The organism is Microcoleus sp. B4-D4 (assembly GCF_036705185.1).
In the GTDB taxonomy this organism is placed as follows: Bacteria; Cyanobacteriota; Cyanobacteriia; order Cyanobacteriales; family Microcoleaceae; genus Microcoleus.
The window spans coordinates 213,387-228,163 of sequence record NZ_JAUBTX010000004.1 but is presented as its reverse complement, the minus strand read 5'-3'; the positions used below and the strand labels follow the sequence as shown (position 1 = coordinate 228,163).

At 46.0% G+C, this 14,777-nt stretch carries 20 protein-coding genes and 1 tRNA gene; 13 read left to right on the top strand and 8 right to left on the bottom strand.

Annotated elements, in window-relative coordinates; genetic code table 11:
* Window positions 1-162 precede the first annotated feature (162 nt).
* A tRNA-His gene (locus QUB13_RS05710) sits at window positions 163-235 on the bottom strand.
* 118 nt (window positions 236-353) lie between these two features.
* On the opposite strand from QUB13_RS05710, the gene QUB13_RS05705 reads away from it, so the two are divergent.
* From QUB13_RS05705 to QUB13_RS05680, 6 genes are all read left to right on the top strand, one after another.
* Complete coding sequence (locus tag QUB13_RS05705) at window positions 354-806, top strand: 4-Cys prefix domain-containing protein (protein WP_333379631.1); 453 nt, start codon at window positions 354-356, stop codon at window positions 804-806.
* Window positions 715-939: a hypothetical protein gene (locus QUB13_RS05700; RefSeq protein WP_333379679.1), complete on the top strand. Its 225-nt coding sequence runs from the start codon at window positions 715-717 to the stop codon at window positions 937-939. The genes QUB13_RS05705 and QUB13_RS05700 overlap by 92 nt, the downstream gene beginning before the upstream one ends.
* A gap of 195 nt (window positions 940-1,134) precedes the next feature.
* Entirely contained in the window at window positions 1,135-1,818 is a 684-nt protein-coding gene (locus QUB13_RS05695; RefSeq protein ID WP_333379630.1) for a manganese catalase family protein, read from the top strand.
* 300 nt (window positions 1,819-2,118) lie between these two features.
* On the top strand, window positions 2,119-2,853 hold the full coding sequence (locus tag QUB13_RS05690; RefSeq protein WP_333379678.1) for a sirohydrochlorin chelatase: 735 nt from the start codon (window positions 2,119-2,121) through the stop codon (window positions 2,851-2,853).
* Window positions 2,850-3,674 (top strand): uroporphyrinogen-III C-methyltransferase, encoded by an 825-nt coding sequence (gene cobA, locus QUB13_RS05685; RefSeq protein ID WP_333379629.1) that lies wholly within the window; start codon window positions 2,850-2,852, stop codon window positions 3,672-3,674. Before QUB13_RS05690 ends, cobA begins: the two co-directional genes overlap by 4 nt.
* A gap of 95 nt (window positions 3,675-3,769) precedes the next feature.
* Window positions 3,770-4,360 carry a cytochrome b gene (locus tag QUB13_RS05680; RefSeq protein WP_333379628.1) on the top strand — a complete coding sequence of 197 codons (591 nt, stop codon included), beginning with the start codon at window positions 3,770-3,772 and terminating at the stop codon, window positions 4,358-4,360.
* Between the two features lie 350 nt (window positions 4,361-4,710).
* On the opposite strand, the gene QUB13_RS05675 is transcribed toward QUB13_RS05680, so the two are convergent.
* The 7 genes from QUB13_RS05675 to QUB13_RS05645 form a co-directional block, all read right to left on the bottom strand.
* On the bottom strand, window positions 4,711-6,963 hold the full coding sequence (locus QUB13_RS05675; RefSeq protein ID WP_333379627.1) for a transglycosylase domain-containing protein: 2,253 nt from the start codon (window positions 6,961-6,963) through the stop codon (window positions 4,711-4,713).
* Between the two features lie 592 nt (window positions 6,964-7,555).
* The gene (locus QUB13_RS05670; protein ID WP_006635506.1) at window positions 7,556-7,678 is read right to left on the bottom strand and encodes a photosystem II reaction center protein J; all 123 of its coding nucleotides are present in this window, start codon (window positions 7,676-7,678) and stop codon (window positions 7,556-7,558) included.
* A gap of 69 nt (window positions 7,679-7,747) precedes the next feature.
* Window positions 7,748-7,870, bottom strand: a complete 123-nt coding sequence (locus tag QUB13_RS05665) for a photosystem II reaction center protein L (RefSeq protein WP_194009017.1) — start codon at window positions 7,868-7,870, stop codon at window positions 7,748-7,750.
* A gap of 9 nt (window positions 7,871-7,879) precedes the next feature.
* Window positions 7,880-8,017: a cytochrome b559 subunit beta gene (gene psbF, locus QUB13_RS05660; RefSeq protein ID WP_194009016.1), complete on the bottom strand. Its 138-nt coding sequence runs from the start codon at window positions 8,015-8,017 to the stop codon at window positions 7,880-7,882.
* Window positions 8,018-8,037: 20 nt separating this feature from the next.
* Window positions 8,038-8,286 (bottom strand): cytochrome b559 subunit alpha, encoded by a 249-nt coding sequence (gene psbE, locus QUB13_RS05655; RefSeq protein WP_194009015.1) that lies wholly within the window; start codon window positions 8,284-8,286, stop codon window positions 8,038-8,040.
* Window positions 8,287-8,342: 56 nt separating this feature from the next.
* Window positions 8,343-9,356, bottom strand: coding sequence for a photosynthesis system II assembly factor Ycf48 (locus tag QUB13_RS05650; protein ID WP_333088607.1), 1,014 nt, complete (start codon window positions 9,354-9,356; stop codon window positions 8,343-8,345).
* Window positions 9,343-9,678, bottom strand: a complete 336-nt coding sequence (locus tag QUB13_RS05645; protein WP_194009013.1) for a rubredoxin — start codon at window positions 9,676-9,678, stop codon at window positions 9,343-9,345. Before QUB13_RS05645 ends, QUB13_RS05650 begins: the two co-directional genes overlap by 14 nt.
* A gap of 161 nt (window positions 9,679-9,839) precedes the next feature.
* Between QUB13_RS05645 and ndhC the strand changes: the two genes are divergently transcribed.
* The 7 genes from ndhC to QUB13_RS05610 all read left to right on the top strand — a co-directional run bounded on the left by ndhC (window position 9,840) and on the right by QUB13_RS05610 (window position 14,777).
* The gene (ndhC, locus tag QUB13_RS05640) at window positions 9,840-10,202 is read left to right on the top strand and encodes a photosynthetic/respiratory NAD(P)H-quinone oxidoreductase subunit C (RefSeq protein WP_006635500.1); all 363 of its coding nucleotides are present in this window, start codon (window positions 9,840-9,842) and stop codon (window positions 10,200-10,202) included.
* Window positions 10,193-10,918: a photosynthetic/respiratory NAD(P)H-quinone oxidoreductase subunit K gene (gene ndhK, locus QUB13_RS05635; protein ID WP_333088609.1), complete on the top strand. Its 726-nt coding sequence runs from the start codon at window positions 10,193-10,195 to the stop codon at window positions 10,916-10,918. The genes ndhC and ndhK overlap by 10 nt, the downstream gene beginning before the upstream one ends.
* On the top strand, window positions 10,911-11,414 hold the full coding sequence (locus QUB13_RS05630) for an NAD(P)H-quinone oxidoreductase subunit J (protein WP_194067010.1): 504 nt from the start codon (window positions 10,911-10,913) through the stop codon (window positions 11,412-11,414). Before ndhK ends, QUB13_RS05630 begins: the two co-directional genes overlap by 8 nt.
* Before the next feature lie 145 nt (window positions 11,415-11,559).
* Entirely contained in the window at window positions 11,560-12,330 is a 771-nt protein-coding gene (locus QUB13_RS05625; RefSeq protein WP_333379626.1) for a hypothetical protein, read from the top strand.
* 169 nt (window positions 12,331-12,499) lie between these two features.
* Window positions 12,500-12,784 (top strand): hypothetical protein, encoded by a 285-nt coding sequence (locus QUB13_RS05620; RefSeq protein WP_333379625.1) that lies wholly within the window; start codon window positions 12,500-12,502, stop codon window positions 12,782-12,784.
* Window positions 12,781-13,236: a type II toxin-antitoxin system VapC family toxin gene (locus QUB13_RS05615; RefSeq protein WP_333379624.1), complete on the top strand. Its 456-nt coding sequence runs from the start codon at window positions 12,781-12,783 to the stop codon at window positions 13,234-13,236. Before QUB13_RS05620 ends, QUB13_RS05615 begins: the two co-directional genes overlap by 4 nt.
* 68 nt (window positions 13,237-13,304) lie before the next feature.
* Window positions 13,305-14,777, top strand: a complete 1,473-nt coding sequence (locus QUB13_RS05610; protein ID WP_333379623.1) for a class I SAM-dependent methyltransferase — start codon at window positions 13,305-13,307, stop codon at window positions 14,775-14,777.

Genomic DNA, 14,777 nt, shown 5'->3' with positions numbered 1-14,777 from the left:
TACAAACGAAACCCGCCTGTGCGGGTTGAAGACCGGGAAACGAAAATCACGTTATCTTCTTAAGTCCGCTTGGTACGGAAATCGTTTGTATAGATGGGGTTTCAACCGCCATCTGAGCTAAGCACCCAACGGGCGATCGCACCTGTACAATATAATCAAAAGGGCGAATGATGGGAATTGAACCCACGAATGGTGGTACCACAAACCACTGCCTTAACCACTTGGCTACACTCGCCATAACTTTTCTAACTATAGCACTATATTCCCGAAAAAGTCTAGGGGTCAAGCAAAAAAATTTTGATTTTTTTTTTCAGCGTCCCTGAACCGATCGCATCAATTGCGCCTCAAATTCCATGCACAGCAAGAGTTTAGCACAATTTTCCCTGTTCGCGACCGGCAAATATCCCGCTTCCAGAGCAGTCGGGCGGGCCCGGCGGTGGCAGCTCCTTCGCGCTGCTGAGAATAACGCGCCTCGAAGGAAAGAGAAAACAAAAGCAGTGCATTTAATAAAAATTCTTCACAATCTAACATTCTTCAATCTAAAATCTAAAATCGATATGACTTACTGTCTCAATCGAGAATGTCAACAACCTGAAAACCCCAACACTGCAAAACTTTGCTTAAACTGTGGCTATCACCTGTTGCTGAGACAGCGATATCGACCGACTCAACTTTTAGGGAAAGGTAGATTTGGCAAAACTTTCCTAGCAGCAGATTTACGAAAGCGTCGAGGGAGATTATATCCGATTTTGCAATCGGGTAAACTGGCCGACATACAACTCTGCTACTGCTTCAGGACAACTTAAATTTACTCAGCAAGCACCAATCGGACACATCCCATCTCGCAGTTGGGTAGGTGGCATTCAGTGGCTGCGACACCTCGATGCCCTGTCAGCCAAATTAACCGAGTGCGACAATAATAGCGATCCTAAATCGTAATGTTTATACCGATTAACTAACTAAAATTTTAAGTTTAAACTCTACCTGAAAGCAGAGAAATTTGTGTCGTTAGATGTAACCAGCGACCGAGGTTCGGTGCGATCGCTTGTCGCACAATGGATGCTGAAGGTGAACACAGCTACAAGTCTGCAATCCTGAGACTGTAGCAACAGAATTAAAGAGAGGTATCAATCCATGTTTTTTCACAAAAAACAATTAATGGCTGCGGTGACTGTAGACCAACCAAACCCCCGTTTTGCCCAATTGCTGCTAGAACAGTTTGGCGGAGCAACCGGAGAACTGACAGCAGCTCTGCAATACTGGGTGCAGTCCTTTCACTGTGAAGATGCAGGGATTAAGGATATGCTCCAAGATATTGCAATAGAAGAGTTCAGCCACTTAGAAATGGTTGGCAAACTCATAGAAATGCACACCAAAAACGTTGACCAAACAGAAGCTTACAAAAGCACTTTGTTTGCGGTGCGCGGTGTAGGCCCGCACTTGTTGGACAGCCAAGGTCAAGCTTGGAGCGCTGCTTATGTCAACGAAGGCGGCGATGTCGTGCGCGATTTGCGCGCTAATATCGGTGCGGAAGCAGGAGCTCGCCAAACTTACGAAGAATTGATTAAACTAGCACCGGATACGGGAACGAAAAAGACCCTGCACTTTCTGCTGACTCGCGAAATTTCTCACACTGAAATGTTCATGAAAGCTCTGGAAGCGCTGGGCAAACTCACCGATCCTTTGTTCGGCAATATTCCGCCAGATTCCACTGTGGATCTCTACTTTAACTTGTCCACAAATGGCAAGGATGAACGCGGCCCTTGGAACTCTGAACCTACTTTCCAATACATTGCCGATCCAGCTCCCAAAGGTTAATTTGAGAGTTGCATAAACTGTGTGACGTAGAAGATTTAAGCCATGTGTTAAGTAATTTTTAAGCCGCGCACCTTCTTTTGTAAGGTGTGCGGCTTAGAAAATTTAAGCGCAGTGTTGAGTAATTTTCAAGCCGCGCACCCTACGATATCGAACTTTTGTGTTGAGTAATTTTTAAGTCAAGCGCCCTACGGTGTTATAATTATTTGAAATCCCGATCGAACTTTTGTAAGGTACGTGACTTGAGTTTTTGTGCGCAAGTCCAGATCCCGATCGAACATTAACATCAAATCCATATTGAAATTGCGATCGACCTATTTATTAGTATCTCACGGCAGCCGCGACCCCAGACCCCAACTGGCTTTGGAAAACCTCGGTCAACTGCTTTCTCAAAAATTAGCCGCCTCGTTCCCCGCAGTAGCCACCGCCACCCTAGAACTCGGCCCCGCGCCGCTGCACGAACAAATTTGCAGTTTTGGCGAACATACCCTGTCGCTGGGGCTGACACAATTGCAAATCCTGCCCGCATTTTTATTACCCGGAGTTCACGTCGCCGAAGACATACCCGCAGAGGTAGAAACTGCCCAAAAAACTTTTGGTACCACACTAAAAATTGAATTGCGCCCGCATTTAGGTTCCCAGGAAGCGGGCTTAACGAAATTGCTAAAAAGTCAGATGCAAGAAGTGGCTTTTCTTCCCAATTTGCTATTGCCAAAATGGATTTTACTATCTCACGGCAGCCGCCGCCCCGGAGGTAACTCGACAGTTGAGAAAATCGCCAGCGAACTCGGTGCACTGACGGCTTATTGGTCGGTAAAGCCGAGTTTGGAAGCACAAATTGATAATTTGGTTCGCGGTGGACAGCAGCAAATAGGGATTGTGCCATACTTCTTATTTAATGGAGGAATTACAGATGCGATCGCCAAAAATGTCGCACAGTTAAAGCAGCAATTTGCGGCGGCGGAACTTCATCTGGCAAACCCTCTAGGCGCAAGTGCAGAATTAGCAGATTTAATTGGGAATTTAATTCAAAAATGAACCGCAGAGGCACAGAAGAGGTAAAGGAAGCCAGAAAAATGTCTTTAGGCAAAGTGTATTTAGTAGGTGCGGGCCCCGGAGATCCGGGTTTGATGACCTTGAAGGGAAAAGCTTTGTTAGAGTGTGCGGATGTGGTGATTTACGACGCTTTAGTCAGCCATCAAATTTTGGCAGCAATCAACCCGCAAGCAGAACAAATTGATGCCGGAAAACGCAAAGGCCGCCACTCGTTAATGCAGGACGAAACAACTCAGTTATTAATAGAAAAAGCTCAAGATAATGCGATCGTAGTTCGTCTCAAAGGCGGCGATCCTTTTATTTTCGGGCGCGGCGGCGAAGAAATGGAAGAGTTGGTAAAAGCTGGAGTTGCGGTGGAAGTCGTCCCCGGTGTAACTTCGGGGATTGCGGCTGCGGCTTATGCGGGAATTCCTCTGACACACCGATCGTACAGTTCCTCAGTCACCTTTGTCACAGGCCACGAATCAGCGGGAAAATATCGGCCGGAGGTAAATTGGCAGGCGATCGCCCGCGGCTCCGAAACCATTGTAGTATACATGGGAATCCACAATTTGCCTCACATTATCGGTGAGTTAACCGCAGCCCAATTGAGCGCAGAAACGCCCGTAGCATTAGTGCGCTGGGGAACCAGGCCGGAACAAGAAGAATTGATCGGAACTTTGGGTACAATTGTAGAGCAAGTTGAGGTTACTGGATTTTCAGCACCTGCGATCGCCGTCATCGGAAATGTAGTTAATTTGCACTCTATTTTGTCTGGATGTCGCCCTGTTTCTCGGACTCAGGACTTGAGCATCGCGGGCTAGAAACCCGGTTTCTAGGAAATATTTGCTGTACCCTCACGAAAAATTTAGGACTCAACCGGGTTTCTGAGGTTGCAAGTGTGTCTAGGAGATATTTGATGAGTTCAAAATTAGTTCCGCAAGCAACAAAGCCCCAACCTCGATCGAATTCAGCCTTCAAGCAATTATGGTCAATGCACGCGGTGATGGCAACCTGTTATCTGCTGCTGCTGGCTGGGGGACTTTTGATGGTAAAAATGCCAGACAGTACACCATTGCAAGGCAACGCTTATAGCTTGCACAAATCGCTTGGGGCGCTGACAATGGCATTGCTAACTTGGCGTATTTTCATTTTGCAGCGGGTGTGGTGGCGCAAGTATACGCGCCGCCTTCCCAAGTTTACAGGTGAGTGGATTCGCACCTTTCTACTGCACGCGGCAATTTATTTGTTTATGGTAGCGGTTCCCCTGAGCGGATTTTTCCTCTCTAATTCTTACAAAAGCGGGAATGTCCCTTTTTTCTGGGTTGCAACGCTGCCCGATATCTTTCCTCAAAATGCAGCGGTTGTAGATTTGGCAAGAAATATCCATTTCTGGATGGTTTATACTTTCCTGGCATTTATTGTACTCCACGCGATCGACCAACGAAAATATGTGCGATCGATCTGGAGGCGAACCACCCAAGCCCTAAAAAAAGCATCCCTGAGTTAATACAATGTTCAAAACTTTTGCAACAATTGGTTCGTAGTACGGACTTTAGTCCGCTTAGGAGCGAAAAGTTAATAAGTTAAACACCTCCTACAGTCCTCTCTCCTGTAAGTTGCCAGATAAAAGGAGGCAGAGCCTCGCCTATCTGCATTACCAGGCTCTTCCTGGTAACGAGCAACGAGCAATCGCTTAAGTTATTAAATTTTCATTCCTTAGATTCTCCAACTCCAAGCGTATGCAAGTCCGCACTACGAACCGTTTTTGTTATGGTAATCCACCCGATTTGGTATCAGGTGCGCCACCGAAATGACCAATGACTAATGACTAATGACTAATGACTAATGACTAATGACTTAACGCGCCACCTGCCGCATATATTCCCCCCACAACTGAGCAGCATTTGCACTGCCTCCCGCAGTCGGAGAATTATCATCATTCCCCAACCAAACTCCTGTCACCATTTGCTGGCTCGGAATATAACCGACAAACCACAAATCTCTATTATCATTAGTCGTGCCTGTTTTTCCAGCTTCTCCCAAACCCAAAGCAGCACTGCTCCCCGTACCTCCCCGCACCACACCTTGCAGCATATCCGTCATCGTATCCGCTACAGCTTCAGAAACTAACTGCCGGTTGGCAACGCTATCTTTTTGATAGTCATAAATCACCCGACAACTGTTAAAATCATTTCGATCTTTGCAGTCGCTGCTGTCAATAATTCGCTTGATTACGTGGGGGCGGTTGCCCAAACCCCGGTTCGCCAAAACCCCGAATGCACCCGTTAATTGCAATACGTTAACTTCACTTTCACCTAACACCAAACCAGGAGAAGAACGCAGTGGAGATGTAATCCCCAAACGTCTTGCCATTCCCACTACATTGTCTAAACCGACATCTTGTGCTACTCTCAAAGCAATTACATTTTCCGACTGTGCTATGCCCCGATACATATCAGCGCTGCCGCTGGTTCTTTCGCAGCCGCTGTAACTTTGTCCGCCCCAGGAAAGCGGCTCGCAAGAATAGGTTTTGGTGGGTGAAATTCCGCGTTCTATGGCTGCTGTATAGGCAAAAATCTTAAATGTAGAACCGGGCTGTCTCAATGCTTGGGTAGCCCGATTAAACTGACTTTGCAGGTAACTTACGCCCCCAACTAATGCTAAGACTTCCCCGGTGGCAGTATTGAGAGTTACTACGGCTCCTTGAGAAAAACCTGCACTGGCTCCGGCATTTTCTACGGCATTTTTGAGGGAAGATTCGGCTACTTTTTGCAGGCTGGGATTCAAGCCTGTTTCTACTATAAAATTGCCTTCTCTGGCTAACTGTTCTCCCAGCAAAAACTCCAATTCGTCAAATACATAACTGTAGAAATAAGGAGCGATCGTACTTTGCAGATATTGGCGGGCTTTGGGATTGATGTCGATTCGCGATCGCCTCGCGCGATCGGCTTCTTCCTGAGAAATTGTCCCCAGTGCCCGCATCCGTTCGATCACCCGATCGCGATACTGCACCGCCAACTGATAATTTTGAATCGGATTGAAACTATTTGGTGCGGGCAAAATACCCGCCAAAGTCGCCGCTTCCGACAAAGTTAAATCCTTCGCCGACTTGCCAAAATAAAACCGAGACGCATCCTCAAAACCGTAGAGGTCAATTCCCAAAAACACGCGATTCAAATAAGTCAGCAATAACTCGTCTTTGCTGTAATAATTCTCCAGTTTCAACGCAACTACGGCTTCCCGCAATTTGCGTCCGGCGGAATCTTGAGTTCCCACATAATCTCGAAACAAACTCCTCGCTAACTGCTGCGTCACTGTGCTGCCGCCTTCGCGAATTCCTCCGCCGCGCACGTTGGTTAAAAGTGCGCGCAAAACCCCGATCGGATCTACACCCAAATGCCAATTGTAGCGGCTGTCTTCCGAAGCAAGTACCGCCTTGGACAAATAAGGCGAAAAATCCTGCAATCCCTTTAATTCTACGTGGGCGTTGTTCTGGGGAGGGCGCAGGGGAGTTTGTCCGTCGCGGGCGTAAACGATCACCGGGCCGTTGATGCTTCTCGGCAGAGGCCGCACTCGAAACTTGGTGGATTCGACACCTACCAACACCGCAATCAAAGCGGTGATGCCACTGACTCCGTAAAAGCTGTAGCGCACAAATTCCAAATACCAAGGCGGCGGATCTACGTACTGAACTCTGACGGCGGCGGCGAGTTCCGGCGGGCCCAAGGTGAACACGTCTCCGTGACGCAGGGACATACTTTTAACTCGCCTTTTGCCGGAGTAAATGCCGTTGGTTGAGTCTTCGTCTTTGATCACAAAAGGAGTCCGCCGCCGAGTATCCCGCGACAGGGATAGGTGGACGTGACTCACAACGGGATTGCGAACTACAATATCTGATGATTTGGACGATCGACCTAATAAATATCGATCGCCCAATAGCGGATAAACCTCAGCTTTAGCTGCACCCGCATCTTGTACCCACAGTTCGGGTACTTTGGCATTCGGTTTCAGGGCTAGCTGGTTAAAATTAACCTTGGCAATAGTCTGGACTGCTTGGGTGATCGCACCCAAGACGGTTTGAGGTTTGCGGGGCGGCTGCGGTGGGGTCATATTTCGCTATGGACTACGATCGAGCGATCGGCTCTTGCACTATTCTACTCGCAACTTTTGGCTAATACCCAAAGCAGGCCCGATGAGATAAAAATCCAGTTTTTATGGATATATCTCGAAATCAACCGGATTTCGGGCGAGATTGCCCCTGGGGCTCAGAAACCTGGTTTCTGGGAAAATCTCGGTTTGGTGGCGAAATCTCTCGAAGGAAACCCGGTTTCGGGCGAGATTTTCTCGTGGGTTCGTAGTGTGGACATGATATGAGAGGGTGATATCATTTCCGGTAACACTCCTTATGATGTTGACTGTTGACTGTTGAGTGTTGACTGTTGACTGTTAAGAGGGCCCGCACTCACAGGCACCGCCCCTACTGACTGTTGACTCGATTTTATTATTCCGATGCAACCGGAAACGATATGATTGGTTAACCCGTCCCTACAGGTTTATTGACCAAAAGCAGTTTAATATCATAAACTTGCCAAATAATCAACACTTTTTCTAATATTTATCCCGGATTTACCAACCAAATTCGCATAATTAAACCCCCCTTTTTTTTAGGGGGGTTTGAGGCGTAAAATACGCGAGATTCTCCTTACATCGAAGAACCCAAACCGGCATAAGCGCCGTAGAAGAAAAGGCTCACAATGCTCAGAACACCTAGGCCTGCGACAGTAGCTACCAGCCACAAAGGAATTCTGCCACTTTCACTAAACATAGCCATCACCTCATTAATTCACAGCAAAACAAATTCATCGAACTGCAGACATCAAACTAGCGTCACCAGTTAGTTAAAGAAATAACTGGAGAACAAAATACCCAGACAAAAAATCATCAACAAACCCAAATAAAGGGAAGTGCGATTTAACTCTACGGGTTGTTCGTTGGGATTAGGAATGCGTTCAGGCATCGTAAACTCCTATGGTTGAATAAATTGCATTGCTGCGATCGCGCCCAAAAAGAAAATTGTTGGGACACCTAAAGTATGAACTGCCAACCAGCGTACCGTAAAAATCGGATACGAAATCGGCTCATTGTTTGGCGTTCTGCTAGTCATTTTTCCAACTCCTTGTTAAATTACTTGGCAATGAACTGATCTACTTGTTGTTTAGCTTCAAAGCGATCCGAGACAATCGGGATTTCTTGGCGCTGCTCTGTGAAATACTGGTTGGGGCGAGGAGTGCCAAAAGCATCGTAAGCCAAACCGGTTTGCACAAACAACCATCCAGCAATAAACAAAGCCGGAATGGTGATGCTGTGAATTACCCAATAACGGATACTTGTAATAATGTCCCCAAACGGACGCTCTCCAGTTGTACCTGACATTTAGAATCCTCCTTTCAACAACAAATCGACAGACAATCTCTATTACTATTCTACTATCAAGCAGCTTGTGCTGAACCTTGATATTTCAGTAGAGTGCCCTTAGCGCCGAGCACAAATCCGCGATCGGGCCCCATGAAGACAATTTTGTAAAAATTAGCGGGAACATCCTCAACTTCGCGGTCTTTTTGCCAAGTTTTCCCGCCATCTAAGCTGCACAGCAAATTGCCGCCGCCGCCGGCTACCCAAACTTCATTATCAGTCCGGTAAGCCAGGTCTAGCAAACCCCAACTTGCCTTGCGATCGGGAAAAAACGGTTTTGCCCAACCTTCGGCACTTTCTGGATCGCTAAATTGAATTTGACCGCCGCGGGCGAGCATCCACAAGCGCCCATCCTTGGTAAAGCCCATATTTTGCAGGCGGCGAGAACTATTGCGGTTGTGAGGTTCCCAAGCTTCTTGTCCGGGTTTCCACACGGAATAGAAATTGCCCTTGGAGGAAACTGCCACATATTGCCCGTCTTCAAAACGGTTGATGTTGCGAACTACCCCAAAGGAATCCTGAACGACAGCTTTCCAATTTTTGCCACCGTCAGAAGTCCGGTAAATTGCCCCCACATCCGTCGTCATCTCGGCGGCCTTCGGGCCCAAGGCGGCGATCGTACTTGGAGAACCCGGTAACTGAGCACTCAAAGCAATCCGCGTCCAAGAGTTGCCTTCATCGGTAGTGTGGAGCAAAACCGAAGGCTGGCCGACTATCCAGCCTTCGGAACCGGAAAAGCTCACCGACGAAAAACGCGACCTCGGCTCATCAATATCCAGAACTATCTGCTTCCAGTTCGTGCCGCCATCGGTCGTTTCAAACAGAGTTGCCTCCGAACCGACAACCCAGCCGCGATCGGGATTGCCCGTAAAGGCAACATCCTGCAAATTAGCTTCCGTCGGCAAGGATATCACCTGCCAGGGGTTGTAACTCACAGAACCGATCGTGCTGCAACTCGTACAAATGAGCGCAGCCGCCAATAACATTACAATTCGTTGCCAAAATCTCACAATCGTCCTACTGCAAACCATACATACTAAGTAAAAACAAGAAACCAACGACCAAGCCGCCAAAAATCAGCAAACTTTTCTGACCTTCGGTCATACCGTTGACACCGACACCGTAGCGCTGATTTGCCTTAAATCCCGAAACCCCTTCCTGCTGACCGAGATTTTGAAACATGGACTTGCGTGCCGCGCAAACGGGACAAACCCAAGTTTGGGGCAAATCTTCAAAAGCCGTGCCAGGGGCAATGTCAACTTTAGGATTTCCCTTTTTCGGATCGTAGACGTAGCCGCAGGCGCGGCACTCGTGCCGATCGAGGGTTTTAGTCTCAGTGGCTGGATCGCTCATAGCTCCAAAAGGGTACGTAAGCTAATCTTAAAAGATACATTAAAAATTATTGCAGAATATGGACGATTAATCTCAACTAATTCGTAATTCTAGCTACGCAAAATCCATATAATGTAAAGATAGAGTTACAAACCCTTTCACCGAGGCAGTAATTATTCACCGTGTTTGCACTCAGCGGCTACGAGTATTTTTTAGGCTTCCTGCTAATTTCGAGCCTAGTGCCTATCCTCGCCCTCACGGCGTCTAAGGTACTACGGCCCAAAAGTCGTCCCTACGACCGACGCACTACCTACGAATCTGGCGTCGAGCCGATCGGCGGAGCCTGGATTCAGTTCAACATCCGATATTATATGTTCGCCCTGGTCTTCGTCATCTTCGACGTAGAAACTGTCTTCCTATATCCTTGGGCGGTAGCTTTCAACCAGCTAGGACTCTTGGCTTTTATCGAAGCCTTGTTTTTTATCACGATCCTCGTTATTGCTCTTGTATATGCATGGCGCAAAGGAGCCTTAGAATGGTCTTAAGTTCAGACACATCACAAAAATCGCTAATTGTCAATCCGGCAGAGCGCCCGCAAGTCACATCCGAATTATCAGAGAACGTCATCCTAACCACGGTTGACGACATCTACAACTGGGCGAGACTTTCCAGTCTGTGGCCGCTGCTTTACGGTACGGCTTGCTGCTTTATCGAGTTTGCAGCTTTAATCGGATCGCGCTTCGACTTCGACAGATTCGGCTTAGTACCGCGATCGAGTCCCCGGCAAGCCGACTTGTTAATCACCGCCGGTACAATTACCATGAAGTACGCCCCCATCTTGGTGCGGCTGTACGAACAAATGCCCGAACCCAAATATGTCATCGCGATGGGCGCTTGCACCATCACCGGCGGAATGTTCAGCGTAGACTCCCCCACAGCAGTCAGAGGCGTTGACAAACTGATTCCCGTAGATGTGTACATCCCCGGCTGTCCTCCCCGTCCAGAAGCGATTATTGACGCAATTATCAAACTGCGGAAAAAAATCGCCAACGACTCGATGCAGGAACGCGGCAACTTGCTGCCCACCCACCGCTACTACACCAGACCCCACAAAATGAAAGTAGTAGATGACATTTTGGACGGCAAATATTTGTCAATTCCCGGCCGGATGGCCCCGCCGAAGGAATTGACTGAAGCAATGGGAATGCCAGTACCGCCCGCCCTGCTTGCAGGACAAAAACAGGAGGTACAACGTGGCTGAGACAGAAACCTCGATTGTTGAAGCTGGGAAGGTTTCTCAGTGGCTGACTCAAAATGGCTTTGAACACGAAGCTTTAGCGGCCGATAATTTGGGCGTGGAGATATTAAAGGTCGATCGCGAATTCCTAATTCCGATGTCAACAGCACTGTATGCCTACGGCTTCAATTATATGCAGTGCCAGTGCGCCTACGACCAAGGCCCTGGAGAAGATTTAGTCAGCGTCTACCACTTGGCTAAGCTGACAGATAATGCTTCCCATCCCGAAGAAGTTCGCGTCAAAGTATTTATCCCCCGCGAAGATCCGAGAGTACCATCAGTGTACTGGATTTGGAAAGCAGCCGACTTTCAAGAACGGGAATCCTACGATATGTACGGCATAGTCTACGAAGGACATCCGAATCTGAAACGGATTTTGATGAACGAAGATTGGGTAGGCTGGCCGTTGCGGAAAGATTACATTTCTCCTGATTTCTACGAATTGCAAGACGCCTATTAAGGGAGTTTTGCGAGGGCGGGTTTAGAGCATAAAATTTGACTTTTGGGGTTAAGTTTTATGCTAAACTCTCCCTCTGTTTTTTTAATCTATTGCTGTAGGGCGATGTTTTGTGATCTTCTTAGTTTAAGAATTATAATACCTCCGCATGACCTCAAACCCAAGTCGCAAACTCATTAATGATATTGAAGCTCTCCTGGCGACAAGCGCAAGGCTATTTGCCTCAGAAGGTTGCTTGCGTGAGGTGGCTATCCTAGCAAATGCAGAGTATAGTATCGTCTGGTGTCGGGAAGAATTCTACCAAAACATTTACCACCTCTATCTTCAAGTTCCTGATTGCCTTTACTCGCAAATTTATGACGATATTGAAGGATGTGAAAATCTAATTCTGGAGAAGGCAAGAATACTTCTCAAACCATACCCAGATGATGATTTAGCTTATTTAAGTATTAGTCCAATTCTGAGCGCAGATGAGGAGTGGCGCGAAAAATCAAAGAATTGGGTCACAGGTAAAGGTGTCAATAATCAAGGTCGTGTTAGGTCTGATAATATACCTTCGAGAACAGTAGACGGGCTTCTGTTTCGTTCTCAGAACGAAGTACTTTTTTACAAAGCTCTTAAATCACTTGGGGTATCCTTTGCTCCATTACCCGTTTTCATTAGAGGTGGTGAAAAATACAGAAGAATTGAACCAGATTTTGTCATTGTTAAAAACGGTGTTGTACTCGTTGTAGAAGTAGATGGTGATACTGTACACAACGAAACACCAGCAGAAGCACATGATAGGACAACTATGCTTGCTCATGAGGGGGTTCATATTGAGCGAATCCGAGCCTCAGAGTGCCAAACCCCAGATCAGGCAGTTGCCTGTGCAAAGAGAATGTTGCAGGTTATTGATAAGATTAAATCTTCAAGGTAGATGACGTTGAATCCCAAAAATTATCTGCATCCGGTGAGCTTGGCCGTTAAAGCCGCTCTAATAATTGAAACAGATCGAAGTTTCTACGTCAATGCTCCCAAGTGATCGATCGATCGCCAGCTTAGCCTAGTAGGTTGTAAAGTATAAGAGTGCTGCTATAAAAACACCTATGACACTCACCCTCACCCTGACACCAGAAATAGAGCAATACTTAACACAAAGAGCAGAAGAGCAAGGGCTTTCGACGGAAGCATACACTCGGCAACTGCTGATAGAATATATTCTGCTAAAACAAAAGCAGGCAAAATTGGTTAATCTGCTTCAGTCTTGGATGGATGAAGAAGATGCCGAAGAGCAGCAAGAAACAGGTGAGTATCTGATTCAGGCTCTTGACGAAGATCGTTTATCTGAACGCAAGCTATTTCCTATTGAATTAAAAGGTGTAACTTGGTGAGCAGAGTCGTTTTTCTGGATGCAGGACCAATTGGTTTAGTTACGAATCCAAAGCTATCTCCTGAAAGCACTCTTTGTACTCGCTGGTTGCAAAGACTTATTACAACATCCAATATTCGAGTTATTATTCCCGAAATAGCCGATTATGAAGTTCGCCGAGAATTGCTGCGAGCAAATAAGGTAAGGGGTATTGCTCGATTAGATGAATTAGCTAACTTGGTGGAGTATTTACCCATTACAACTGCTGCTATGCGACAAGCTGCGATGTTTTGGGCACAAGCTCGTCAGCAAGGACAACCGACAGCAGGTGATAAGACGATTGACAGCGATATGATTTTGGCAGCACAGGCGACGACTCTTGATGTTGTGGATGTTGTAATCGCGACAACAAATGTTGGTCATCTTTCTAGGTTTGCGACCGCCGATTTATGGCAAAATATCAATCTCGGTTGAGATTCTGGCGCTGATTGGAGAGATAGCTAAGGCAATAAAAGCACGATCGCAGTTTATAACTCTAACCGATGAGTTCCAACGATCGCAAAACCAAACTAGAATATGGGGATTTTCAGACACCGCTGGAATTAGCCGAGATGGTGTGCCGAAAATTGATAGAACTTGATGTTAACCCCAAAGTCATCATTGAGCCAACTTGCGGGATAGGTAATTTCATTAAAGCTGCTGCAAATTCGTTTCCATCCGCCAGCAAGATGATCGGGGTTGAAATCAATCAAAGTTATTTAAGAGAATTAAGAGCTAAGCATGAATTGCTACAGGATGAAAGATATGAGGTTAAGCACGGAGATTTTTTTGAGTTTGACTGGACATCATTAATCAACCGCTTTAATCATAGGGTGCTGGTACTTGGCAACTTTCCTTGGGTAACAAACTCACAACAAGGAACTATTCGCAGTGAAAACTTGCCGAAAAAAAGTAATTTTCAAAAGCACACGGGCTTAGACGCACTAACAGGTAAAAGTAACTTCGATATCTCAGAATGGATGCTAATTCAGGTGGTGCAATGGTTGCAAAATCGTGACGCCACTCTGGCAATGCTTTGCAAGACTTCCGTGGCTAGAAAGTTATTGAGTTACATTCATTCAAAAAAACTTAATCTCGCTAGCTGTGCAACTTACAAAATAGATGCTAAAAAGTATTTTGATGCAAATGTTGATGCCTGTCTGTTATTCTGCAAGTTTGACTCAAGCTCACAAAACTACTTCTGCGATGTATTTAGCAGTTTAGAAAGTTCTGACTGCCATCGAATCGGATATCACAACAATCTCCTGGTTAAAGATATAGATTCTTTCAATAAATTGAGTAATTTATATGCTGTAAATTCAGGGGTGAAATGGCGATCTGGTGTCAAACATGACTGCTCGAATGTGATGGAATTTCGTAAAATTCGTAAAATTGATAATTTTTTTGTCAATGGATTTGGGGAGGCTGTCGAACTTGAGGAAACTTATCTATTTCCGTTACTTAAAGGCTCGGATGTCGCTCAAAATCGAATTAATGCCACAAATCGCTATATTTTAGTAACTCAAAAATTTATTGGCGAATCAACCGAATATATCAGCCAGATAGCTCCTAAAACTGGGTGCTATCTCGAAAAAAACGCACAATATTTAGACAATCGCAAAAGCAAGATTTATCAACATAATCCTCGCTTTTCTGTTTTTGGAGTTGGCGATTATAGTTTTAAATTTTGGAAAATAGCCATTTGCGGACTTTATAAAAAATTGGATTTCAGATTAATTGGTGCAATTACTAATAAACCTGTAATTTTTGATGATACTGTTTATTTTCTCAGCTTTGAAGACGAGGGAATCGCACGTAAAAGTTTTGAGCTTTTGAATTCATCTGCTGCAATTAGCTTTTATTCATCAATTGTGTTTTGGGATGAAAAGCGCCCGATTAAATCTAGCATCTTAAATTGTCTCAATCTAACATTGCTGGCAGATTTGGAATCTTTAACCGCAGATGCACGCAGATAA